General features: G+C 38.7%; 12 protein-coding genes. 7 read left to right on the top strand and 5 right to left on the bottom strand.

Annotated elements, in window-relative coordinates:
* Window positions 1-61: 61 nt before the first annotated feature.
* The 7 genes from AWW67_RS12480 to AWW67_RS12450 all read left to right on the top strand — a co-directional run bounded on the left by AWW67_RS12480 (window position 62) and on the right by AWW67_RS12450 (window position 17,434).
* Window positions 62-2,434, top strand: coding sequence for an ABC transporter permease (locus AWW67_RS12480; RefSeq protein ID WP_062302138.1), 2,373 nt, complete (start codon window positions 62-64; stop codon window positions 2,432-2,434).
* A gap of 26 nt (window positions 2,435-2,460) precedes the next feature.
* Window positions 2,461-4,854 (top strand): ABC transporter permease, encoded by a 2,394-nt coding sequence (locus AWW67_RS12475; RefSeq protein WP_062302136.1) that lies wholly within the window; start codon window positions 2,461-2,463, stop codon window positions 4,852-4,854.
* Between the two features lie 172 nt (window positions 4,855-5,026).
* Window positions 5,027-7,417: an ABC transporter permease gene (locus tag AWW67_RS12470; protein WP_062302135.1), complete on the top strand. Its 2,391-nt coding sequence runs from the start codon at window positions 5,027-5,029 to the stop codon at window positions 7,415-7,417.
* 176 nt (window positions 7,418-7,593) lie between these two features.
* Window positions 7,594-9,945 carry an ABC transporter permease gene (locus AWW67_RS12465; RefSeq protein WP_062302133.1) on the top strand — a complete coding sequence of 784 codons (2,352 nt, stop codon included), beginning with the start codon at window positions 7,594-7,596 and terminating at the stop codon, window positions 9,943-9,945.
* A gap of 136 nt (window positions 9,946-10,081) precedes the next feature.
* Entirely contained in the window at window positions 10,082-12,442 is a 2,361-nt protein-coding gene (locus AWW67_RS12460) for an ABC transporter permease (protein ID WP_062302131.1), read from the top strand.
* 122 nt (window positions 12,443-12,564) lie between these two features.
* Window positions 12,565-14,904 (top strand): ABC transporter permease, encoded by a 2,340-nt coding sequence (locus tag AWW67_RS12455; RefSeq protein ID WP_062302130.1) that lies wholly within the window; start codon window positions 12,565-12,567, stop codon window positions 14,902-14,904.
* 145 nt (window positions 14,905-15,049) lie between these two features.
* Window positions 15,050-17,434 (top strand): ABC transporter permease, encoded by a 2,385-nt coding sequence (locus AWW67_RS12450; protein WP_082794036.1) that lies wholly within the window; start codon window positions 15,050-15,052, stop codon window positions 17,432-17,434.
* Window positions 17,435-17,584: 150 nt separating this feature from the next.
* Here AWW67_RS12450 and AWW67_RS12445 read toward each other — a convergent pair whose 3' ends face one another.
* From AWW67_RS12445 to AWW67_RS12425, 5 genes are all read right to left on the bottom strand, one after another.
* Window positions 17,585-18,910: an amidohydrolase family protein gene (locus AWW67_RS12445; protein WP_062302126.1), complete on the bottom strand. Its 1,326-nt coding sequence runs from the start codon at window positions 18,908-18,910 to the stop codon at window positions 17,585-17,587.
* A gap of 9 nt (window positions 18,911-18,919) precedes the next feature.
* On the bottom strand, window positions 18,920-20,284 hold the full coding sequence (locus AWW67_RS12440) for an amidohydrolase (protein WP_053222658.1): 1,365 nt from the start codon (window positions 20,282-20,284) through the stop codon (window positions 18,920-18,922).
* A gap of 11 nt (window positions 20,285-20,295) precedes the next feature.
* Window positions 20,296-21,993 carry an amidohydrolase family protein gene (locus tag AWW67_RS12435; RefSeq protein WP_062302125.1) on the bottom strand — a complete coding sequence of 566 codons (1,698 nt, stop codon included), beginning with the start codon at window positions 21,991-21,993 and terminating at the stop codon, window positions 20,296-20,298.
* Window positions 21,994-22,227: 234 nt separating this feature from the next.
* Window positions 22,228-23,514 carry an OmpA family protein gene (locus AWW67_RS12430; RefSeq protein WP_082794035.1) on the bottom strand — a complete coding sequence of 429 codons (1,287 nt, stop codon included), beginning with the start codon at window positions 23,512-23,514 and terminating at the stop codon, window positions 22,228-22,230.
* Between the two features lie 256 nt (window positions 23,515-23,770).
* A complete protein-coding gene (locus tag AWW67_RS12425) occupies window positions 23,771-26,239 on the bottom strand; it encodes a zinc-dependent metalloprotease (protein ID WP_062302122.1) in 2,469 nt (822 codons plus the stop codon).
* Window position 26,240: the final 1 nt, after the last annotated feature.

The raw sequence follows: 26,240 nt of genomic DNA, 5'->3' as shown, positions 1-26,240 counted from the left end.
TAGCAGCAAACAGTATTTGTATAATAATTCAATCATTCTAGTTTTAACCTAAATAGAATTCATGTTATCCTCCTTTTTTAGAATTGCATTTCGATACCTAGTAAAGAACAAGCTTTACTCTGTTCTGAATATATTCGGATTAACCGTAGGCTTGATCTGTTTTGTAATCTTAAGCTTATATGTGAGGGAGCAGTTTGATAAAGATTCTTATCACACTCATTCAGAAGAAATCTATAGGGTTTTGGTTGCCAGAGATGACTCTACTCAAGTTGAGCCCAATTGGGAAATCATGACTCAATTTCCAATGGGGAATTTGCTAAAAGAAGGTATTCCAGAGGTTAAAAATACAGTGAGGTTCGGTCAAACCTCTGAATTAGTTGTTGAGGCAGGTCAGCGAAAATTTAAAATTCAGTCTCTTCATTATGCTGATCCTTCGTTATTCGATGTATTTGATTTTGATGTATTAGAGGAATCTAAGCCACTAGATCAACAAGCGGTAAGTGAGCTTGTTTTGGCGAAGTCTGAGGCTGACAAGCTCTTTGATTCTGCGGAAAACGCCATTAACAAAACCGTAAAATTGAATGGCTATGGAGTGTTTAAAGTGATTGGAGTAATTAATGACCTAGGTCAAGAAACCCACATGGACTTCAAGTATATTCTACCCATAGAGCAATCAGATAAAGCTTATGGTGAAGATGGCCGTTATCGAGATTGGGGAATGATGTCTGCATTTCCACTCTATGTTCAGGTTGATAAAGAAGCCGAGGTTGCTACTATTGAAAGCAAAGCTAAGGCACTTCTTCAACCTCATATTAAGAACATGAGTGTTCGTTTAGAACCTGTGAGTGAAGTTTACTTCAGTAAATTATACTCATTTTTTAAGAAGACTGGCGATAAGCAATTCATAAGGTTGTACATGCTTGTTGGGCTTCTGATTCTGTTTATTGCTTGTATAAACTACACCAATTTATCAACAGCCAGATGCCTTAAAAGAGCCAAAGAAGTGGGGATAAGAAAGACAGTTGGCGGTTACAGAAGCCAGATTATCATGCAGTTTTTTATCGAGTCCATTGCTCTTGCTTTTATAGCAGTAGTGCTTTCAGTTTGCTTTACGGAAATACTTCTGCCCTCATTTAATGCTTTTGCGGGCTCTTCCATATTCATTGATTATCAAAGCCCTATTACCTACTTATTTATGGTATTGGCTGTTTTAGGCATTGGCGTTTTTGCAGGGCTTTACCCCGCTGTTTTCCTCAGCCGTTTTAGTGCCACCCAAATTTTATCGGGCAGTGTAACCAAAGGAAAATCAGGTCTGCTTTTCAGAAATGTATTGGTGGTAGTTCAGTTTTTTATTTGTATTGGTTTGTTTATTTCTACCAATGTTATCTATCAGCAATTCAAGCACTTAAAGGGGCTAGACTTGGGCTTTGATAAAGAGCAAGTGATTATAATTCCGTTGAATGACCAAGCTATCAAACAATCATATAAGGCTTTCAAAAATGAGCTGAGTTCAAACCCATCAATTGAATGGATGACAGGAGCAGGACCAAAAGTGTTTGGTGGTCAGGCTCAGTTTTATTTAGAAATTGATGGAAGCGAAGACGTTACACCCATTTCTATTTTTCCTGTGGACGAAGATTTCTTTCAAAAATTTGACATACAACTGCTTGAAGGAAAGCTCTATCAACCTGAATTAGGTAAGGAGGGAAATGATTTTCTAATTGTAAATGAAGCCTTGGCCAAAGTGGGCGGATGGAAGATTGAAGATAAAATGGGTAAGAACGTGTTTAAGGATGATGTGGGCGTTCCAAATTTAGGGGGAGTAGTAGAAGATTTTGTTTTCTTTTCGGTGAAGGATGAGGTAACTCCAGCAGCTTACCTTTATAGGCCTAACGACAATAACTTGGCTTATGTAAAGGTAAAGCCTGAAAACATGGAAGCCACGATTGCTTCTATTCAAGCCACTTACGAAAAGTTCGCCAATCTTTATCCTTTTGAATACTCGTTTTTAGATCAAGAATTTGCTGCCCAATATGCAAAGGAACAGCGTTTGGCCAGCATATTTACCACGTTTAGTGGAGTGGCCATTTTAATCGCATTGCTCGGTTTGTTTGGGCTTACTATATTCTTGGCTGAGCAACGACTAAAAGAATTCAGTATACGAAAAGTACTTGGCGCTTCAAACATTCATTTGGTTTGGTTAATGAACAGTGGTATCAGTCGTATGCTGCTGATCAGTACCGCATTGGTGATTCCATTGGTGTATTATTTCCTTGAAGATTGGATCAACACTTTCGCTTTTAGAATTAAACTTGATTGGCCTCTTTTTGCATTGCCAGTGGTCTTGGTAATGCTTTTTGCCTGGCTTACTACACTTTATCAGTCAGTTCATTCGGCCAGAAAAAACCCAGTGGACTCATTACGTAACGAATAAACTCAAAAATTAAAAACAACAAGGTCATGTTACAGAACTATATCAACATTGCGATTAGAAGCCTAAAAAGGCAGAAGGCTTACTCACTGATCAACATCTCAGGATTGTCGGTGGGCATTATGGCCTGTATCATCATTTTGCTTTATGTCAGAAATGAATCCTCTTACGAGAAATTTTACCCCGATGCGGATAAAATTTACCGAGTCACTTCCATTTTTGAAACATCTGGACAAACAGAACAGATTGCAATCGCCCCAAGTAAAGTTACTCAGGTGGCATTAGAGCATATTCCTGAAACCGAATTAGCCACTTTTGTTTTTGACTGGAGCGTAGGCCGAGAGTTTTTGGTGAGGTATGAAGACAATACATTTACGGAAACAAATGTCTTTTATGCTGACTCAAGCTTCTTTAAGGTATTTCAATATCGTTTCTTGGATGGCAATTCCAGCAATGCTCTTACAGAGGAACAATCGATTGTATTGACTGAATCGACTGCTAAGAAGTATTTTGCTAGCGCAGCCGATGCATACGGCAAAACGATAAATGCCAACGGTAGCGATTTTGTAGTTACTGGGGTAGTAGCTAACCCTGCCGGAAACACCGCTTTGGATTTTGATATGGTCATATCTATGAATTCAATTTTTGGCCAAATTGATAATACTAGGTGGTTTCCTATGAACTATTATAGCTATGTAAAACTCAATGATAAATCAGCTGCCGAAAGCTTTAAAAGCAAGCTAAATCAATATATAGAAGATGATTTTGGTGATCAGATGACGGCTGGAGGGTTCAAGATGTCGTTCGATGTAGAGCCCATCACCCTAATGCATTTTGATACTAGCAAAGGATCCGACTACTCAGAGAAAATATCAAGGGAGTTATTGTATTCCTTAGTGGGAATTGCTGCCTTTATTCTACTAATCGCCTGTATCAATTACATCAACTTAAGTACAGCTAAGTCTGAAAAAAGAGCCAAAGAAGTTGGTATTCGTAAGGTAATGGGCGCTCATAGACGGCAGTTGATTCTTCAGTTTTATGGAGAGACATTTATGATTACGCTTTTGTCAGTGGTAATAGGTGTAGTGTTAGCCGAAGTTTTAATGCCTTTTTTTAATCAAATGGCAGGTACTCAACTGGCTATTGACCTTCAAAGCGATCCTAGTTTAATGCTCATATTGATCGGCTTTGTTTTGCTGGTTAGCATTATTTCGGGCAGTTATCCTGCTTCATTCCTTTCCTCATTTCAGCCTGTAAAAGTACTCAAAGGTACTTTCAATGTTCAAGGGGGGAATATGTTCCGAAGAATTCTAGTGACCCTTCAGTTTACTGTGAGTGTATTTCTTATCACTGGCACTTTAGTGATTTTCTATCAACTCCGGTATGTTCAAAATACCGATATAGGTTACAATCAAGATCAGGTAGTGTATCTCAAACTTCCAGATCGCGCAGCCCGAAATGCCTATAAATCTTTAAAAACTCAATTCCAAACCATTACGGGAGTAGAAGAAGTAACGGGAAGTAACAACGAAATTTCTAATGTGCTTTCTGGCTGGGGAGCAGTGATGGATGGACTGCCAAAAAATGTCAGCATTTCCTTTAGAGGTATGTATGGCGACCAAGACTTTCTAGAAACTTTTGGTTTCGATCTTTTGGCTGGCGAAGGTTTTAAGAACAAGTCGGATTGGGATACTACAGTCTACTATTTGGTAAATAAGACTGGCATTGAAAAGCTCGGTTTAACACCTGAAGAAGCAGTGGGCAAGCGCTTTGGAATAGACGAAAGTATGATGGGCACCATCGCTGGAGTAGTTGACGATTTCCACTTTACCAGTTTCCACAATGATATAGAACCTTGGGCGGTTTATACTGGCCCACAAGACTATAAGCAACTGCTATATGCTAAAGTAAATATGGCTCGAATTGAGTCGGTTAAGGCAGAAATGGCTAAAGTATGGACTTCACTAGTTCCCAATCGTCCGTTTGAATTAAAGTATGTAGACGAAGCTGTTAAAGCGCTTTACGAAAAGGATAAACAACTGAGTCAAATCATTCTGACTTTTACGGTTTTAGCCATAGCCATCGGTTGTTTAGGCCTGTTTGGCTTGGCTTCCTATTTAGCCGAAAAACGCACTAAGGAGATTGGTATCAGGAAAGTGCTTGGTGCCGATGTCTCCAAAATTGTGATGATGCTTTCTAAAGAATATGTCCGAATTATTTTGATTTCTAACCTTATCGGCTGGCCAATCGCCTATATCGCCATGAGTCGCTGGCTACAGGGCTTTGCCTATAGTATTGACTTGAGTTGGTATTATTTCCTTGTCGCGGGTTTGATGACTGTTATGGTGGCGATGGTAACGGTTTCTTATCAATCTGTGAAGGCAGCATTTTCAAACCCAGTGGATTCTTTAAGGAATGAGTGAGTTAACGGATATAAGGAGTAAAGGGTATAAGGAATCAATGAAGGAAGGAGAGAGGAGATTAATGTAATAATGAAGGAATGAGGTAAGGAATTAATGAGACAAGGTTGGAAGACCGAAGTCAGAAGTGACTTTTCGTTTTCACCAATGACCAATGTACTAATGAACCAATAATATGCTTAAGAACTATTTCAAGATTGCGGTTAGAAACTTAATCAAACATAAAGGGTATTCATTTATTAATATCAGTGGTTTGGCCATTGGAATTGCAGCCTGTTTGCTGATTTTTCTTTACATCAACGATGAAGTCACTTTCGATAAATTCCATCATAATTCAGATCGAATATACCGTATTAACTCCAAGGTGAATTTTGGTGGCAACGAAAGGAAAATAGCGGCAACAAATAAAATTGAAGCTGCTGCCTATGCCGAATCTATTCCTGAGATTGAGGCCTTTGCCAGAATTAACAATGCTACTTTGATTGTTCAGAAAGGTGAAGAATATGTAAGGCAGTTTAAAGGAGTGTATGCTGACCCTCAGATTTTTGATTTGTTTGATTTTAAACTGATTCATGGAGATTTTAAAACTGCATTGCAATCCAATTTCGGTATAGTCATAACGCGTTCTGTAGCGGCTAAGTACTTTGGAAAAACGGATGTGGTTGGTAAGGAGCTACGAATCAAAATTTCTGGTGAACCCGAGTCTTATTTTGTAGATGCAGTAATTGAGAACTTTCCATCTAATTCTTCACTAAACTTTGAAGTGATATTGCCTTGGTCAACAACTGCCAAAAAAGGCGCTATTACCAGTCGCGATTGGGGCAATATTAGCAACACATCCTTTATCATGATTCGTAAAGATGCGGATGTCAACCTGGTTCAGCAAAAAATGAAAGAGGTGCGAAACCTTCAGAACCCAGGAGAAGACGGTGAGTTTGCCAGAGGAATAGAAAATTTCCTTCAACCTTTAACGGCCATTCACTTTACAAAAGGCTATAACGGAGGTTCGGCTGGAATAAAGAAGAATAGTAACCCCACGCATGCTTTGACATTGGGTGGGATTGCAATTTTAATATTGGCTTTGGCGTGCATCAATTTTGCCAATTTAACTGTTGCTAGGTCATTGCCGAGGTCAAAAGAAATAGGGGTAAGAAAAGTACTTGGTGCCAAAAGATCACAATTGACCAAACAGTTTTTGAGTGAAGCGCTTTTTGTATCGTCAATTTCCTTTATTCTGGGTCTTATTTTGGCTGAGTTATTTCTGCCCGCCTTCGGTCAACTTACCAATAAACAGTTTTCTTCGAGTATAATAGACAACCCAATTTTACTCGTTTTATGTCTTCTTTTGGTATTAGCTACAGCATTGTTAGCAGGAGTGTATCCCTCATTTTCAATTTCGAGATTCTCTACTATTGACAGCCTTAACGGCAAACTCCGACTTTCGAATAGACGCTATGTATCTAAGGCGCTTGTGCTCTTTCAGTTCGCCATAGCAGGAATTCTCGTTGTCGGAACGGTAGCGATTAATAAGCAAATTGGCTTTATGGTTAATAAGGATTTAGGTTTCGATGACTCCAACCTTGTCTATATGGACATGTTTATGTTCGAAGACAAAGCTTCGATTATTAAAACAGACCTTTCCTCAAACCCCAACCTCACTGGAGTGGCACTTTCTAATGGCTACGGTTCCGGTTCAGAATATGATTTCAAGGGTAAAAAACTGCTTGGAATATCCAATATCATAGATGGAGATTATATGGATTTAAAAGGCCTTGAAGTTATTGAAGGTCGAAGGCTAATAGGAGGAGGAGATTACACTTATCGAGGCACAGACACCCTAGAAAATGTAATTGTCAATGAAATTTTCATCAAAGAAATGGGCATTGAAGAACCTTTAAATACGACTCTTGGCGATGGAAGTGGCAATGAGGTTTTTAGAATAGTAGGTGTGGTAAAGGACTACGATTTTGCGACAGCTCGTTCTAAAATTAGCCCTTTAGTATTGTTTTCAGGGAAATCCACAGGGGAATATGCAGAGGTGTTGGTTCGGTACAGGTCTGGTTACGACAGCCTGATCCAAGATGAATTACTCAAGTCGTGGAGAAAGATTGAGCCATATCAGCCTTTATCTTTCAAGTTTTTGGAAGAAGAAAATCAAAATGCTTTTGCCGAAGAAGAACGATGGAAGAGCATTATTACAAACGCATCTTTCTTGACTATTTTCATTTCATGCTTGGGTTTATTTGGCTTGGCACACTTGTCTGCCGAACAGCGCAAGAAGGAAATTGGAGTACGGAAGGTTTTAGGGGCTTCGGTGCAAAACCTGCTACTATTGTTGAATGCAGGGTTTTCCAAACTGGTATTGCTGTCTTTCATTATAGTAGTTCCAGTTGCTTATTTCTTGGTAAATACATGGCTTCAGAGTTTCCCTTATAGAATAGAAATTGGTGTGGGCTTATTTCTGCTGCCAGCGATAATCACTTTTGGAATTGCCTTTCTCACTGTAAGCTTTCAATCACTTAAAACTGCCAATGCTAATCCTGTGGACTCTTTAAGGAATGAATGAATCAATGAAATAAGGAATGAATGAATTAATGAATTAATGAATTAATGAAATAAGGAATGAGTGAGATAATGAAATAATGAAGGAATGAGACAATGAATTAATTAAAGAAGGTTAGAAGACAAAAACAGATTTTCATTTTCACCAATGACCAACGAACCAATAAACCATAACGACTAATGAAATATTTTGAGAATATACTCCGAAGCTTAAAACGCGAGAAAGCCTTTACATTGATTAACCTTATAGGTTTAAGTATTGGCATGTTCTGCTTTTTAGTGACAGCTCTTTATGTTCGAGATGAAGTGACCTATGATCGTTGGCATAAGAATGCTGACAACATTTATATGTCGTCTTTGGAGTTGAAAAAAGAAGATGGTACTTCATTTAAAGTAAGGCCATCTGATGCACTGATGCATGCATTGAAAGAGGAGAGTACTGCTGTTTTGGACGCTGTTAGTATAAGTAGAAACTCTTATGCTAGTTATAAGGTCAATAATGAATGGATACGAACGGATAAACTGTTTTTCTCTTCTCCATCACTTTTTAAAGTCTTTGATTTTGGTTTAAAATTTGGCAATGAAGAAACGGCACTGACAGATCCCTCGGATATTATTCTTTCTTCAGCCATGGCAGAAACCCTTTTTCCAGGAGTTAACCCCTTAGGAGAAACGCTTACTTTTCAAAATAAAGGTAGTTTTAGAATAGCAGGAGTACTCAACCCTATTCCTAAAAACAGTCATTTGAAATTTGATTTTCTAGGGCCGATTAATGCCGAAATATCGAATTATGATTACAATAAAGACAATTGGCTGAATGGGTCAGGCTTCAGCTATTTTCTATTAAAAGAAGGACATTCACCAAATGAGTTGATGGCAGATGCCAAGCAAATTTTGGCCTTGCATGATGTTACTCAAGTGGCGGATGGCCTTACATTTCTTAAGTTCTCTGATCTATACCTCAATGGGCAAACCGAACGCTATGATGCTAAAAACTTGTTTGGTGGTCAATCAAAGTACTTATATATTTTTTCTCTTGTTGGAGGCTTAATTCTATTTGTTGCTTGCTTTAACTACATCAATCTTACTACAGCCCTTTCCTTTTCTAAGGTAAAGCAAATGGGCATTCGAAAAATAATGGGTGCGAGTCGCAGCCGTTTGGTTCTTTCTCAAATGGTAGAAACTTTTGCTTTGTCTTTCTGCGCTTTAATAGTGGCGTTAATTGGGCTCGAATTAGCATTGCCATACGCCCAGCCACTTATTGGTAAAGAATTGGATATCAATTTTAGTCAAGCTCCACAGCTATTATTGTTACCTATTGCTGTGCTCATTCTTGTAGTGGTGATTTCTGGGATTTATCCAGCCGTTTCATTGAGTTCTTTCAGTATTTCAGGAGTACTCAGAGGAGTCCTGCCTCAATCCAAAGTGAATATTCTACGAAAATCACTTTTCGTATTACAGTTTATGATTTGTACTGGTTTGCTCATTACAGCCTTGGTTATTCGTGGGCAATCGGATTACCTAATAAATTTGGATAAGGGCTATAACGAGGAAAACATAATGACTTTTAGCCTTTATCAGGAAGGCCGATCGCTCGATTATCAGACGGTAAGAAATGCGCTAGAAGCTATTCCGCAAATCGAAAAAGTAACTTCTTCTCCTTTGCCTATGTTTGCGCCTCCGCCACCTATGATGATCTTGGTAGATGGAAAACCTGTTCCCATTACCATTTATTCTGGTGCAGCTGACCAAAATTTTAATGAGCTCTTTGAACTTGAAGTTTTAGAGGGGACGGACTTCTCTAACTTACCAAAATCTCAATTGGACAGTTTGGTCATCATCAATGAAACAGCAAAAAAGAAACTCGGCTTGAACCCAGCCATTGGCGCAAAAATGCCTAATGGTAGAAGGGTGGTAGGAGTAGTGAAAGACTTTCATTTCTCTTCTGCTAAAAATGTAATCGAACCCGCTATGATTACCTATTCTGCTAATCCAAGTGGTTTTGTTCAGTTTAAGTATAGAGCTAATAATAAGGAAAGCGTGAAAGCGCAAGTACGTTTGGCGCTCAATAAACTAGGGGTTAAAGCAGACCCTAACTTAACTGAGCTTGAAGGCTTTTTCTCACCTGCATATGAGAAAGAATCGCAGCTCATTACTATTTTCGATTTCCTCACTTTGATGGTTGTTTCGGTGGCTTTCTTAGGACTTTTTGCGCTCTCTTCTTTCGAGAATAAGTTAAGAGAAAAAGAAGTGGGGATCAGAAAAGTACTTGGCGCAAGCTATTTGCACTTAGCGCAAACTTTAAATAAGCGATTCACTTGGCTGATAGTATTGGCCTTTATAGCAGCCGTTCCGCTTACCTATTATGGCTTGGAACAATGGATTGCCGAGTTCCCATACAGATTAGAAAACCTCACTCCATTCTTTGTTCAAGCCATCATTATGGTAGGTGTATTGGCCATTACTGTGCTTGGTTTGCATAGCTATTTCAGTGTTCAGAAAAACCCAGTTGATGTATTGAGAAGTGAATAATGAATTAATGAGAGAAGGGATTAATGAGTTAATGAAGTAATGAGATAAGGAATTAATGAAACAATGTTGGAAGTCAGAAGCGGGTTTTCGTTTTCACCAATGACCAATGACCAATTAACTAATAAACCAATACACTATGTTAAAGAACTACATCACCACCACGCTAAGAGGAATAAAGAGAAACAAGGTATTTACATTGATTAACCTGACAGGGCTTTCGGTGGGTATGGCCTGTTTTATTTTGGTTGGGCTGTATGTTCGTTACGAGCTTTCCTATGATCAGTTTCATGAGGATGTAGAAGATATTCATATTGTTCAACTCAAATTTATTGAGGAAATGGGAGGGTCTTATAACCAATTGCTCCCTGCTGTTTTTGCTGATATAATAGGAGAAGGTGTACCAGGTTTGAAAGGCGTGACCACCACGCTGTCTGGCGCTGGGAGCATGTATGTTGTTAAGAATGAACAAGACTATTTACCAGAGAAGTATTACACTTTACAAAATTCATTTTTTGATCTTTTTACATTTCCATTTATCCATGGAAATAGAGCCAATGCCTTAACCGACCCCAAATCGGTAGTGATTTCTAGAGAAATGGCACTGAAGTATTTCGGTAAGGAAAACGCAGTAGGAGAAATTCTTTCTGTAGATACCAAAGGAGACTATAGAGTGACTGGTGTTTTAAAGGACTTCCCTAAGAATTCTCAATTCCAGCCTCATTTTTCTTTTTCACTGAATGGCATGTCCAGCCTAGGCTCTTGGAGCGATAATACATTTTTCATCTATATTAAAACTTTGCCCAATGCCAACTTAGATGACATTCAAAAACGAATAGCTTCTTTATATAACACTAATAAACCTGAAGGTTCAATATATGAGGATGCCGCTTTAGGTTCCTTTGCTGATTCTTATTGGGCACAAACTGGCAGTGGGGCCGCAATGAACAATCGTGAGCGTGGATTAGGTGCCAATAAAGACATCATTTACATCTGTTCTGGAATGGCACTTCTGCTGTTATTTATAGCCTTGGCTAATTATGTGAATATGGCGACTGCCAAAGCCATGGAAAGGGCCAAAGAAGTAAGTATTCGTAAAGTTAATGGAGCTACTCAAAATCAACTGATCAAACAGTTTTTGGGTGAAACACTCTTCTTCGCTTTACTCTGTTTGGTGGTGGCAGTTATTATGGTAGAAATCCTTTTGCCTTCCGTTTCTCAAATTATGGGAATTAGTCTAAAGATGGACTATCAAGACATTACCATTTTGGGCTATTTAGTGGGGTATGCGCTGTTCTGTGGTCTTTTAGCGGGTATTTACCCCGCAGTGTTGTTGTCTCGCTTTAACCCAGTGAAAGCACTAAAAGGACAAAAACAGCAAGGTCATTCTCGCTTTTCTCATCGCAGCATTTTGCTCTTTTTTCAGTTCACCATTTCCGCTTTTATGATCATTGTGCTTTTGGTGGCCAATAAGCAGATCAACCATTACCTCAACTTCGATCTTGGCTTTAATAAAGAAAGGGTGGTGAGTATTCGCATGACGAAGGAGATGTCTGAAAAGCCTCAGGTTTTTATGCAGCAGGTGAAGAATATTAGCGGTGTAGAAGGGGTAACAACGGGGCCACTTCCTGGAGGTGCATTTGGCTTTAATACCTTGGAATATGAAGGAAAAACTTTTAGAAATGTACCTCGGGTTGAAACAGATGAAAGTTTCATCACGATGCTTGAAGTTCCATTACTAGCAGGAAGGAATTTTGATCCTGAAATTTCATCTGATTTCGACAATTCAATCATAATTAATGAATCCTTAGCCCAAAAGCTCGAAATGGAGAATCCCATAGGGAGAACACTGATCTTTGAAGGAAGTACCAAAAGAGTGATTGGCTTAATTAAGGATTTTCACATTAGTGGTTCTATGTCGACAGTGAGAGATTTGATGTTAACACCATTAATCAGCGGAAGAGTAAATAACCTATTAATCAAGATAAATGCTCAGAATATGGCTAGTACTTTAGGGCAGATTGATGCCATATGGGATCAGTTTGATTATAAGAATTCGTATCAATACCAGTTTTTAGATGACGCTTATGAGGCCAAGCTAAGTATGCTACAAAACATTACTTTAATTATTAATGGAGTGACCACTGCAATTGTAGTCATTTCCCTCTTTGGTCTTTTTTCACTTGTTACTTTTCAAACCTCACAGCGAATCAAGGAAATCGGTATTCGAAAAGTACTTGGCGCGAGTGCAAATAACATTCTCTTTATTTTAGGAAAACCCTATGCTTGGTTGATTCTGCTGTCGTCTCTGGTTTCCATACCATTGGCCTATTACTTTATGGGTAGCGCACTCAACCAGTTTCCAAACAGGATTGATTTGAACGCCTCGTTTGGAGTCATTACAGTGATCAGCATTCTCTGTTTTTCAGCATTAATATTACTGAGTAGAGCACTTTCAACCATTAGAACAAACCCTGTGGATATTTTGAGGAATGAGTGAAATAATGAGAGAAGAAATTAAGGAATTAATGAAAGAAGGTTGGAAGACCGAAGATGGAAGTCAGTAGTGGTTTTTTGTTTTCACTAATGACTAATGACTAATTAACCAATAACTAAATCGCCATGCTACGAAACTACATCAAAGTCGCTTTTAGAAACCTGAGAAGGAACAAGCTCTATGCAAGTCTGAACATCCTTGGGCTGAGTATCGGTTTGGGCTCATTCTTTATCATTTACCTTTTTCTTCAGAATGAATTGGCCTATGACCAGTTTCATGAAAAGAAGGACAGGATTTATAGGTTAGTACAGACTTTTGAAAGCGATTTCGGTGTAGAAAAGGAAGCCAATATGTCCTATGCTTTTTCCCCTGAATTTGTGGAGAGCATACCAGGTATTGAGGCTTTTAGTAGAGTCATACAGAAGCCGGTTCCATTTTCATTTAACGAGGATAGCGAAGGAGAATCAGGTATAGGAGCCCTAATTGTTGATCCTGAGTTTCTAGATTTTTTCACCATAGATTATATTTATGGAACTAATGAAACGGTTCTGGAGGCTCCTAATTCGGTATTGATAAGCGAGTCAACAGCAGTGAGATTTTATGGAACTTCTGATGCTTTGGGTCAAGTAATTAATTATAATAAGGCGAATTATGTAGTTGATGGTGTCTTTCGTGATTTACCAAGTAGTTCATCCATCAAGGGTGATGTTATTATGCTCAATGAAATTATACATGCCCGTTATGGTCAGGGTTCTTGGAGTTGGAACGTAGGTGCGCAATGTTATTTACTCCTAGATGAGAATGCAATTATAAGTGACCTAAAGGAAAAACTTACACAACACTATACATCTAATAATGAATGGGCAAAAGGAAAAAAACTCACCTTACAACCCATTTCCGATGTTCATTACTCCTTAGATGTAAAAGATGAAGTGAATGAGAAAACTGACCGTCAGTACGTTTCTATTTTTGCATTTGTAGCCATTTTCATTTTAGCGAGCTCCATTTTTAATTATATCAGTTTATCAGTCTCTCAATCCATAGAAAGAGCAAAAGAAATCGGAGTTCGAAAAGTGGCAGGCGCCAGCAGCAGAGAGCTGCGTAAACAATTTATAATCGAGTCTTTATTGCATGTCCTTATCAGCTTTGTGCTTTCCATGATTTTAGTGGAATTATTGATTCCTCAACTAGAAGTTTTAGTAGAAAGGAATTTAGGCATCAGCGTTTTAGCACAGCCCATGCTTTTGCTCCAAGGCATTATGTTCGCCTCGCTTATAGCCCTTGTTTGCTCGTTCTATCCCACTTATTTGAGTACAAAATTAAAGGTGGTTCAAGTCTTTAAAAATGGTAAAGGTATTTTCTCTTCCCAACGATTGATTGGAGCGATTGGTATTTTTCAAATCATGGTCTTTGTAGTGCTTATCTGCGTTTCGGTTACTGCTAACCGACAAATGCGCTTTATGCGAAACGAAAACCTAGGTTTTGATAAAGATCATCAGCTTGTATTGGAAAACATGCCTTGGAGAACTAGAGAAGTACATAAAAATGAATTGTTAAAATTGCCAGGTGTATTGTCGGTCAGTAGTGGCAGTCAACTCCCAAATGACGTTGGGTCTTCTGTAAGCATTGAGGGACAAGATTATGACTTTAGCTTCTTTGAGATAGATGACGATTATTTTCAAACCTTGGGGGTAAGGCTATTGGAAGGGAGGGATTTCTTACCTGAAGATGTCGATTCCGCTAATCTGGTGATGATTAATGCCACTGCTGCTCATAAATTAGGCTATGATGAAAACACTGCAGTAGGTAAGACGTTAAGCCCAAGTTCTTCGTGGAGAATTATTGGTGTAGTCAGTGATTTCCATTTTGCATCTAAAAAGGAACTCATAAAACCTGTAATTTTTAAACAGGTAATTGAAGGCTCGCCAAGCAATCAGTTTTTAGTCAAACTTGATGGAGCAAATTGGGCTGTGAGTACTAAAAGAGTTTTAGATTATTACAACGACATCCCTAATCTGAGAGAACCTTCTTACTTCTTTTTTGAAGACCGCATTGAATCTCAATACAAACAGGAAAACGTGATGATTACCATGTTAAACACCTTTACGGTGATTGCGGCTTTGGTAGCATTTATTGGCTTGTTCGGTATTGCTGGATACTCTGTAAAAAGGAGGTTAAAGGAAATGGGCATTCGTAAAGTGCTGGGAGCCGGCTTTTTGAGTATTCAGAAAACACTTAATGTTTCAAGTGTATGGAAACTACTGATTGCGGTGGCTATTGCAGTACCTGTAGTCGTGTACTGGATGGACAATTGGCTCAGTTCTTTTGCTTATCGAATTGAAATGCCTGTCTTCTTAATCTTCGGAGCCATTGCCGTTGCCTCCATCGTGATTTTTATTACTGTTTCCATTCACAGCATAAAAGCCTATTTGATTAACCCAGTGGAGATATTGAAAGATGAATGAAATAATGAGATAATGAGAGAAGGAATTAATGAAAGAATGAGAAAAGGAAATTAATGAAAGAAAGTTGGAAGACCGAAGAAGGAAGTCAGAAGTGGTTTTTCGTTTTCACTAATGACTAATGGACTAAATTAAAATTGATAAAGCCATGAATTCAAATACTCAGCATTATATAAAGTCGGCTTGGAAAAACTTCATACACAATAAATGGTACATCTCCCTCATGGTCTTTTCATTGGCCATTGGTATGTTTTGCTTTATTATAGCCAGTGTATATATCGATTTTGAGTACACGAGAAATTCTAATCACAAAGATGCGGATAGGGTTTATCGAGTAATGGTTGAAATGGTAGAAGATGGGAGACACACCTATTTACCTTACAGTTTCGCTTCTGAAATAGGCGTATTGCATCCTGAAATTGAATCCGTAAGCTTGTTAGATATTGTGCCTGGTGGTGAGTTATACTTAACCACTAATGAGGAAGATTACATTAAAGAGAGAAGCTGTTATTATGCAGATGAGGGACTCTTTGATGTTTTTACTTTTCCGTTGAAGTTTGGTAGTCAAGCTAATGCTTTCAGTGAGATAAATAATGTGGTCATTTCCGCCAACCTCTCGGAAATTCTTTTTAAAGACGAAAACCCAATAGGTAAATCTATAAATGTTCATAAAAAGGGCACTTTTCAAGTTTCTGGAGTCTTTGAAGATGTACCATCTAAAAGCTTGCTTAATCCTGGCATTGTCTTTACTAGGGAGCAAATGTACAAGGATGATCCTCGAAGGAAGGATTCGTGGGTAAACTTTACCCATGTTAAAGTAATGAATGGAGTTAATCAGTATGAGTTAGAGGAAAACCTTTTTAGAACCTATAAAAACTTATTTCCCGAGGGTAAATTTGTCGGTGTTTTTTCGGAGAACCTCAACGATACTTATTGGGGATATTCCTATGCCGATTATGCTGGTGGTGCTCAAAATTCTTCATTTATTGGAGCGAACAAAGCATTAATTAACACCGTGGGTTATGTAGCCTTGGGAATCTTGCTGTGTGCCATTGTGGGGTATTTGTCTTTATCCTTAGGGCTTTCCCTTAAACGATCTAAGGAGATAGGAGTGAGGAAGGTAAATGGTGCCAACAGAAAGGACATTCAACAGCAACTATTATCAGAATCTATTTTCTATGCTTTTATGGCCTTATTGATCACCATAGTTAGCTTAGAGCTTACTGGTGACTATTTCACCAAACTTTTTGGAGTGCCCATTGGTATTGATTATTCAAAATTTGATCTATTGATTGAATTGTTTGTTTTTACCTTAATTACAGGAATCCTAGCGGGACTCTATCCAGCTTTTGTAATCTCCAAGCTTAATCCTGTTAAGATATTGACGGGTTACAATGGCCCCCAAAGTGCTGGGTTTGGATTAAAAAGAGTTTTATTGATAATTCAATTGGTAGTGACTATCATTCTGGTTTTCGGAACGGTGGTTCAAATTGAGCAAGTGAAAAAGATGCTTAGCTTCGATTTTGGTTATAATAAAGAGTCACTGCTTGCATTTCAGATAGAGCGAGACACTAAAATTCAAGAGAACTACACCGCAATTTTGAATGAGATACAGTCGCTTGAAGGTGTTAAAAGAACCTCCGGTGGGCCATTCCCATATACTATGAATGGTTATAGAAGTTTAAAATATGATAAAGGTGATACACTGATTCAGGATGATGTAGCACTCGTACTTGTTGCCAATAACTATTTTGATCTAATGGATATCGATATAGTTGAAGGAAATAGTTTCACGGAATCTAACGTGCCTTCAATATATAGTACCTGTGTGATCAATGAAGCCTTGGCCAAGCAGTTAGGAGATAATATAGTTGGTCAGGTGATCAATTTTGGAGATGTGAACAGAAGGGTTTTAGGGGTAGCGAAGGACTACACTGATTGGGGACTTTCAAGCCCCGATGCTGATCCAAGAGTGTTTGTGGTAAGTGAGAAAAATAGTTTTCATAGTATATTGATTAAACATGATGGAGAACATACAGCCCAATTGATAAGGAAACTAGAAGCAGTTTGGAGAAGTCATGAAAGAGTTATTTCTCCTGAGGTAATTAACCTAGAAACTAAGAAAGATTGGACAGTTGATAGGGAAGAGAAAGCTACCACATTAACAGGCTTTTTATCTACAATGGTGTTTGTGCTTTCCTTGTTGAATTTGCTTGGCTATTCGGTGATGTATGCAGGAAGTAAACTCAAGAATATCAGCATTAGAAGAATTCTCGGAGCCGAAAGCTTAGAACTTTTCCTTCATTTAGTAAAACCCTTTTTCACCAGTCTTGGGGTTAGTTTGACCATAGCGCTGCCAATAGCTTATTGGCTTATGAATCAGTACTTGAATGATTATGCTGTAAGAATTGACCTGAATCCATTACAAGCTATTTTAGTAAGCTTCATTATGTTTCTGGCCGTTCTTCTAGTGGTTGGATTTCAATTGTTAAAAACTTCTAGGGTTAACGCTATTGATAAATTGAAAGAATAAAAGAGCTCAGTCAGTGAATACTTATTGCTGGAAGTCAGAAGACGGGAGCCCACTCTTAACGAATAACCAATACACGAATAACTCAAGGAGGTATAGACATAAAAAAAGCGACTATCACTAGTCGCTTTTTTTATGGTAATAGAAATGTGCTTATTTCTTAATGATTTTAATCGCAGGGTCATTCTTTTTAACACCTGGGGTTCTATCTAAGAATTCATCATACAATCTGATTTGCTGAGAAGTCATTGGTACTTTGTAGCCATCAATGAACAAGTCAGTAATCTTAGAAGCCGTTTCGAATGGGTCGCCAGTAGAAACAAAAACATTTGCTTTCTTACCTACTTCAATTGATCCGATACTATTAGAAACGCCCAAAATTTCTGCTGCGTTGATAGTGATAGCTTTCAATGCTTCTTCTCTTCCCATTCCATACGAAGCAGCGAAGCCAGCATGGTAAGGTAAGTTTCTTACATTTTCAGTATCGCCAGTACGTAGAGCCACTTTAACACCAGCTGCACTCATAATTCCTGGGTTGGCATAAGCTGCATCATATCTATCCGAACCACGTGTTGGAATGGCCTGAATAGGACCAGCGATTACAGGAATCTTAGACTTAGCAATTTCTTCAGCTACTCTCCAGCCTTCAGAAACACCAGTTAAAACTACTTTTTTGTATCCTCTAGTTTTCACCCAATCAATAGCTGCAAGAATATCTTTAGCTGCATTTGCCTCGATAAAAAGTTGCATTTCGCCTTTTACTACAGGTACTAAAGCTTCAATTTCAGGGTAATTCCTTACGTCATTAGCGCCCTCGATTTTAGCATAAAGCTCTGCTTTGTCCCAAGCATCGTTTACTGTTTTTAATGCTCTTTCAGTAGCCTTAGCTTGTTCTTCTGGAGATCTTCTTCTGAAACGTCCTCCACCAGCGGTAGAAGGAAAGTTCATGATGATTCCTTTAGCACCCGCAAACATTTGATCTGGAGTGTAACCGAACAAGTTGATCGCTGCAGCCGTGCCTGGTAAAAACCCTCCGCTAGGAGTTGTCCATACAGTAGTAACACCGCTCACACGTGTAACAGGAATTACAGCAGAATTAGGGTTTACCGCAGTTAAAGCCTGCATTTGAGGAGTTAAAGCACCACTTTCACTGTAATCTTGAGATACATCAATACTTTCAATTTCCTGTAAACCTACTTTGGTACCAGAATCAATCATACCTGGGTAAATCTCTTTGCCTTTGCAGTCAATTACTTCCGCGTCATCTGGAATTGTAATATTGGCACCAACGGCTTCAATTATTCCATTGTTGATGATTAATGTACCGTTTTCGATAATACCATTTGTTACGGTATAAATTTTAGCATTTGTGAGCGCGAATTTACCCGCTCTTGCTTTCATCACTTGGTCGTCTTCTTGCCCAAAAGAAAGAAGTGGAACGATTAAAGCGATAATGAGTATTTGAAATATTCTTTTCATAGCTTCTTTCTATTTTTTGTTGGAGAATAATGCCTCGAAACTAACTACGCCTTCTTCCATACATCTGTCTTCATCATGACGGTTGAAAATAGAAATGTTTTCAACCGTTTCTTCAGGGTTGATATAGATGCGCTGATCGTCAACATCGGTAGCTCTGTCAAAATATTTAACACCATCCACAAAAGTCATTACCGGAATGGCATAAACAGATAGGGGGTGACCTTCGAAAATTGCGATATCTGCATCTTTTCCTACTTCAATTGAACCAACTCTATTGTCGATTCCTAATTGTTTGGCAGGGTTTAATGTGATTAAAGAAAGGGCTTCATCATCGCTTAAGTCACCATACTTTTGTGTTTTAGCCGCCTCGTGAAATAAGTGACGGATCAACTCACCTGAATCAGAGTTGATTGAAGTCAATACACCATTTCTTGTAAGTATGGTAGCATTATAGGCTGTAGACCAGTATACTTCTAATTTGTAAGCCCACCAATCGGCAAATACAGAGGCACCTGCACCAAATTCGGCCAATTCTGAAGCTACTTTGTAAGCTTCGTTAGCATGTTGGTAGGTAAGTTTTTTGATTCCAAAATCGGTAAAAACTTTCATCAACATATAAATCTCATCGGCACGGTAAGAGTGGCAATGAACAAGAACTTTTCCATCAAGAATATCAACCAAGGTCTCCATTCTTAAATCGTATTCTGGCGCTACTTTCCTTGGGTTTTTGTCTGCTTTGTAGGCATCCCATTTGGCTCTATAGGCAATTGCATCGTTAAACGAGTTTCTTAACATGGCCTCAACACCCATACGGCTAGATGGCTGAATACCACGAGCACGACCACCTCTAGTAGGGTTTTCACCCAAAGCGAATTTGATAGTTCTTGGCGCATCTTCAAACTTCATTTCCTCAGGATTGGTAGTTCCATAACGAAGTTTTAAAGTTTCGCTTTCACCACCAATTACGTTGGCCGAACCATGAAGTGCGTGTGTAGAAGTTACACCACCAGCCAATGCTCTGTAAATAGAAACATCGAAAGGATCTATAACATCGCCCATGTTTACCTCTGCAGTTACCTGACTTGTTCCTTCGTTTACTGCACTAAGGGCAATATGAGAGTGAGCATCAATAATTCCAGGCATTACAAATTTACCTGTAGCATCAATCTCTTGAACTCCGTTTGGAGCTTTAAGATTTTTGCCAATTCTAGAGATTTTGCCATCGCGAACTAAAACGTCTGTATTCTCCAAAGTACCTTTGGTAATGGTTAAAACAGTGGCGTTCTTAATTAGCACATCTCCCTTCTTTACCTGAGCATTTGCAATAAAGCCAGTAAAGAGAATAAGGGTTAGTATTAAAATATTCTTTTTCATGTTTTCAGATTTTATTGGCCGTCATCTTTAGTAGCAGTTAACGGAGTAGAGAAATTGAATGCAGAAACAGAAACCTCGGCATCGTATTGCTTGCCTGTAACAGTTCCTGTGACCACTAGTTCAACAGACTGACCTCCTGCGTCAATTGAGAACGAAAAGCTAAGTGTGCCATTTACGAAGCTCACTTCTTGCATGTCGTTGTCTGGGCCACCATCATTGCTGGTTAATTTTCCGTTATATTCCGAACCTTCTTTTCCAATGATCATTTTGCCGGTAGTAGCCCCTTGTGGCGTTTCGAAATTATAAGTCCAAGTACCTACCACTGGGTCGTTTCCTGCAGCAGCAGATCTGTTACCATTTCCTGCAGCACTTTTTTCTTTGATTTCGAAATCATATTTATCACCGTCTACAAACATAAATTTGATTTGAGAGTCTTTAGTGAAGTATGGTGCGTTACTGATCATGATATTGGCAATTTTACCAGCCTCTACTGTACCGGCAATTTTATCGATTCCTAAGATTCCAGCAGGGTTAGTAGTAAGTGCAGCAAGTGCATCATTTTCGCTCAAACCATTTTCAATCATAGTCAAAAGATTAGCCTTTATTTTATTACTGGCTACATCAAGCGAAGAAAAGCCAAACTTTACTCCTGTGTTAGCAAGAGAGGCTGCTTGACCTGTATATTTCTTATAGAAGTCCATTTTTCTAGCTTCTAATCTTTTGGCCTCTTCAGTCATTTCATCCTTATCTTTTCCTTTAGCTTCTTTAGGCGCATCAGGTAAATCAAGAGATAAGAACACATTGGTGCCGTTTTCTTTAAACATTTGACCTAAATCCCATGCTTGTTTTACGTTACCTACCATCAGTTTAAAGCCTAGGTCTTTTTGTAACCTTATAGCTCTTTGCACTTCAAGAACACCAGATACATCAAACATAACCGGACGTTGTTTAGTCACAACTGGGAAGAATGCCTCAGTTACTCTGTCTCTTTCTGGCCTTTCTAATCCACTTGGGTTTTGAGCGTAAGAATCGAAATGCTTTTTGTCGTTTTCAGCATTGCGATATAGGTTTCTGAATTTCGCCATAATACCCAATACATTACCAGGGTAAGCACCAGGAGCTCCAGCAAATTGAGTGAACATTGAAACATCTTTTGATAAAACAAGGTCATCGGCATGTTTCTTATCACCTAAAAGGATGATAGAACCTGAACCTGGTAACATTCTACCGTAAGGTACAGAGTGTGAGATAGCAAAACCTTCTTTTCTCAAAGAACCGATGGTGTTGCTTTCTATGTCCAGTTGATCTACAAGACTACGCTCAGGGGTAATTCCGGCATAATCGTTTGGAGGATCTGGGCTAAAAAGGTTGTTAGGACGAGGCATGTTTTCAGGGCGTTTTGCACCTGTGTTAGACAAGCCATCAATAAAAGCTGCATAAACGTACATGTCTTTGCCGTCAATTAATTGAGCGTTTTTAGGTACCGTTACGTTGGTGCCTACGGCATCGATTAAGCCGTTTTTAATCACCACGGTTGCTCCTTTTAATTCCTTACCAGGGGCCTGAATCACCGTTGCATTGGTGATGGCGAAGGTTCGGGTTACTGCTGATTCACCGGTAGGGTCACTTTGGGCCTTTAAGCCAATTGTGCTTACCGTAAGCAGCATAAGGAAAACCGCGCGAATGGTTTTCATTAGTAGTAGTTTCATTCTTAGCGCTTTGAATTGTTGAAAATAAAAAATGTAATATATAAGAAACGGTTGCTGTTTTCAAAGGCAAATATAAGAGTGGTAACTATTCGATTTGAAGGAGTAGAAGAGTCAAATTTCTGATAATCTTGAAATACAATTTTTAAGTAGGAAGTGAATATGGGGCATTAAAGCAAAAAAGGTCATATCGAATTTCTCGATATGACCTTTCAATATATGCTAACTAGTTAGTGCTTAGTTGTTGTTGATTACAAAATCAATATCAACTCTTCTGTTTAAGGCTCTTTCGCCTGAACTTGCGTTACCTGTTTTAGGTGCTTTTTCTCCAAAACCTTCAGACATTAACCTATTTGCGGCAATTCCTTTGTCAATAAAGTATTGTCTTACCGTTTCAGCTCTTTTTTTAGATAACTGGTAATTGTAATCGGCAGACCCTGTGCTATCAGCATGACCGTTGATGTCAAGTTTGATGTTCGGGTTTTCTTGTAAAACTTTCAAAATATCATCTAGTGCTTCGTATGAACCTTGGGTCAAGGTAGCTTTATCTAATTCGAAAAGAATGTCTTGAGCAGCTTCAATCAATTTCACTTTAATAGTTTCTTCTGATTGTGGGTTCATTGCGTCAATAGCTTGCTGAGTACATCCGTTTACTGTACCGTAAGTATTTGGACAAGGGTCTTGAGCATCTGCTACACCATCGTTGTCTGAATCTGGACATCCGCCAAGTGCAGGGTTACCAGCTGTATTTGGACAAGCATCATAAATGTCTGGTACTTTATCTCCATCGCTATCAGGACAACCGTTCATTGTTCCAGCTACGTTAGGGCAAGCATCATAAATATTTGCAACACCATCATTGTCATCATCTGCTAACGGACAACCGTTATTTTCTCCAACACCAGCTACATCAGGACATGCATCTTTTCTATCAATTATGCCGTCACCGTCAGAGTCTGTATCTTTCTGGAAAGAAAATTTAACACCGATATTATATTGTAGATAGCTATAGGTATCATCAATAGTGTTTTTGTAAGTAGCTTGGGTTACAAGACTAGTCTTATCGTTTATGTTAAGGTTAAAACCTGCTGCAAATGGAATTAATGCATGTGTACCGTCATATTCACCGTAAAAATACTCTTGGTCTTGCATATTGGTGATACCAAAACCTGTGGATAAGAATGGTGCAAAAAATGCATCTTCTTTCATAATGTATCCATTATTAAACTTATAAGTTAAACGAGTTACAACATCTGTAATTAGTGCTCTAAACTCATTTTCGTGTTGCATTTTACCTCGTGATAAAGCTAACTCTGCGTTTAAGCTAGGGTTAATGTAATAGTCAGCGGCAACTCTAAACCCTACATGGTCTATATCACTGAAGTTGAACATACCGTCATCGTAATTCTGTCGCAATTTATTATGAGTAGTTCCGATTTCAAATCTCCAACGGTCATAACTTGTTTGACCCATGGCCATTGCACCGATGCAGAGGAATGTTAGTAGTATTATTATCTTTTTCATGTTTTTAAATTTTTGGTTTTGACCTCAGAGTGACTAGAACCTTGCCGACAATGAATTATGGCTTAAAAACAAATATAATAACATTGATACTAATAATAGTTATATAAATAAGAAATTTGGTGTGTGGTTTTTCTACACAACTGTGTAATTAAGTGGGGAACATTGGTATACCAGTGATTGCCATTTTTGGCTTATAAAAAATTAAGGCTGTTACAGAATTAACTGAAACAGCCTTAATTTTAGAATGTAAAAACCTCTACTTCGGATCAAGAATTTCAGCAATTCGATCTAGCAAATCCTCTAGATGAACAGAACTTGCTCTATCGGTAAATTTGCCTTTGTTGCTTTTAATCTCTTGCTGAAGGGTTTTCAATTCCGACTTCACTACTGGGCGAATATCTGATTGTGCAACATTCACCTGTCTTGCTTGAAATGAATTCGAGTCAGTGGTCATCAATGATTCAAGTTTTTCAACAAATGCTCGCTGTAAGTTTCTACGGTAAGTATCTATTTGAGCACCAGATTTAAGTTCCGAAAACAAGCCAGACCTCATATCACCAAATAGCTGATATATAGTATAAGTGTTTCTGCCCTTAAAGGCTTCAGCTTCTATCAATCTTTGGGCTCTGGTTGGGTCTAAAACCGAATTGAGGAAAGAAGATTGAGTTGCACTGATACGATTTACCGCACCGTAACTTTCTAATCTGCGCAGCAATTCTTCATCTAATAACCAATCTGGTGTACTGAAAGCATAGTTCTGCATCCATGCCATGGCTTCCTTTTGGTATGCTTCAGGAACTACATTATAAACAGTCCCTGATTGATCGGCTGATTTTAAATCTTCGGTAATACCGCCTATTACCGTAGTAACATGCCCAGTAAAACGTCTCCATTGGCCGATGATCTCATTATAAATTTCGTTGGTTTCGGTATAATCTTCACCAGGAGTGGTTGTCCAAGTCAATAAGTTAGGTACTACCTTTTTAAGGTTTTCCATTCCATACATACTCGCTTTCACTGCATTGTCGCCCAAGTCTTCTGTTTGAGCTTCTGGGTTACTTCCATTGCTGCTTCCAAAACGATACATTTTGTCATTGGCTTTTTCCATAATCCATTGGTCTAATGTGCTAGACTCGGCTTCGGGTGTTTTGGCAGAAGGAATTACTCTGTAGCCCCAATTGATAGAATATTTATCATATGGGCCAATTTTACGAATAAAGCGCGTTACACCATCACCAGGCTGAGCAATGTAGTTTACTCTAGCGTAATCCATAATAGTAGGTGCTACACCGTATTCTTCGGTAAACTCAGGGTCTCTTAATTTTTCAACAGGGTAGGCCGAACTTGCTTTCATATTATGAGGCAAACCTAAAGCGTGGCCAATTTCATGCGCTATTACCGCTCTCATCATTTCACCAATTTCATCTTCAGGCACATCAAGGCTTCGGGCCAAAGGATTGGCAGCGCCAGTTTGAATCATGTACCAGTTTCGGTATGATCTTAAATGATTGTGAAACCAAACAATATCACTTTCAATGATTTCACCTGTTCTAGGGTCGGCTGTACTAGGCCCAACCGCATTTCTTGTCATGCTGGCCACATAGCGTACTGTTGAATAACGGGCATCTTCTGGAGACCAATCTGGGTCTTCTTCTTTGCTTGGAGCTTCTTTGGCGATAATGGCATTTTTGAAACCAGCCGCTTCAAATGCTACTTGCCAATCTTCAATTCCAAGTTTAAACCATTTTACGAATCTTTCTGGAGTGGCAGGGTCTAAATAATAAATAATAGGTTTGATAGGCTCAACCAATTCGCCTCTGGCATATGCGGCTGGATCTTTTGGTTCTAATCTCCACCTTTGTAAAAAGGTCTGTTGATCACCTTTCAATTTTAAAGAGCTATAATTGATATTGCTTTGCGTAAACCAACCTACACGCTCATCGGCCAATCTCGGCATCATTTTATTCTCTGGTAGCTTAATCATAGACTGACTTACTTCCACTGTCATTGAACCCAACTCAGAGTTTGAAGGTGGTCTGCCAGCATCGTAGGTCATTACCTGACGTACTTCTATATTGATAGGAAAACTTTTTACTGAAGATAAATAACTCTTTTCGGTATCGAGTCTACGCACCTGAAACTGTGAACGCATGCTATTACTTATCGCACTAATGGCTTTTGTGTCTTGAGTAAAGAATTTACTTACATCTACTAAGTAAGCTTCTTTATCATCAGGTTGACCTTCAATTTTAAAAGCGCCAATAATGGGAGATAGGTTGTTATCGGCTACTGATTTAGAAATGGCATCTGTAGTGTCGGCAACATTGTTAAAAGAAATAGACCTAAGTAGAATATTTTCATTCACTTTCTCCCATTTAACTACTTGCTCGCTCATTTTCCAGCCACTACCAATAAAGCCACCGAAATTTTCAGGTACAGCCACAACCCGCGTTACCCAAAGCATGTCTTTTCCTAATTCAGATTTAGGAATTTCAAACATGACTTTATCGTCTTTCTGATAAAGCTTGAATAGGCCTTCATCTTCGTTTAACCCTTTAATAAGGTCTGAATATCCTTTTTCTTTTTTCTCTGGTTTTACTTCTGGAACCGACTGTTCTGTAGTAGTTTGATTCTTTTTTCTTTGGGCATTGAGTTCCGTAGGCAATGCCCCAATTGTAGCGAAAGACAACGCTAAAATTGCTGTGTTTCTTAATTTCAATTTCATA

The sequence above is a fragment of the Roseivirga seohaensis genome (assembly GCF_001592945.1).
Taxonomy (GTDB): domain Bacteria; phylum Bacteroidota; class Bacteroidia; order Cytophagales; family Cyclobacteriaceae; genus Roseivirga; species Roseivirga seohaensis.
The sequence above is the reverse complement of the archived record's forward strand: the minus strand, read 5'-3'. Positions and strand labels throughout refer to the sequence as shown.

Coding starts and splice junctions, on each gene's coding strand:
- AWW67_RS12425 (WP_062302122.1), bottom strand. CDS start 26,239: ATGAAATTGAAATTAAGAAACACAGCAATTTTAGCGTTGTCTTTCGCT.
- AWW67_RS12435 (WP_062302125.1), bottom strand. CDS start 21,993: ATGAAACTACTACTAATGAAAACCATTCGCGCGGTTTTCCTTATGCTG.
- AWW67_RS12450 (WP_082794036.1), top strand. CDS start 15,050: ATGAATTCAAATACTCAGCATTATATAAAGTCGGCTTGGAAAAACTTC.
- AWW67_RS12460 (WP_062302131.1), top strand. CDS start 10,082: ATGTTAAAGAACTACATCACCACCACGCTAAGAGGAATAAAGAGAAAC.
- AWW67_RS12475 (WP_062302136.1), top strand. CDS start 2,461: ATGTTACAGAACTATATCAACATTGCGATTAGAAGCCTAAAAAGGCAG.
- AWW67_RS12455 (WP_062302130.1), top strand. CDS start 12,565: ATGCTACGAAACTACATCAAAGTCGCTTTTAGAAACCTGAGAAGGAAC.
- AWW67_RS12440 (WP_053222658.1), bottom strand. CDS start 20,284: ATGAAAAAGAATATTTTAATACTAACCCTTATTCTCTTTACTGGCTTT.
- AWW67_RS12465 (WP_062302133.1), top strand. CDS start 7,594: ATGAAATATTTTGAGAATATACTCCGAAGCTTAAAACGCGAGAAAGCC.
- AWW67_RS12470 (WP_062302135.1), top strand. CDS start 5,027: ATGCTTAAGAACTATTTCAAGATTGCGGTTAGAAACTTAATCAAACAT.
- AWW67_RS12445 (WP_062302126.1), bottom strand. CDS start 18,910: ATGAAAAGAATATTTCAAATACTCATTATCGCTTTAATCGTTCCACTT.
- AWW67_RS12480 (WP_062302138.1), top strand. CDS start 62: ATGTTATCCTCCTTTTTTAGAATTGCATTTCGATACCTAGTAAAGAAC.
- AWW67_RS12430 (WP_082794035.1), bottom strand. CDS start 23,514: ATGAAAAAGATAATAATACTACTAACATTCCTCTGCATCGGTGCAATG.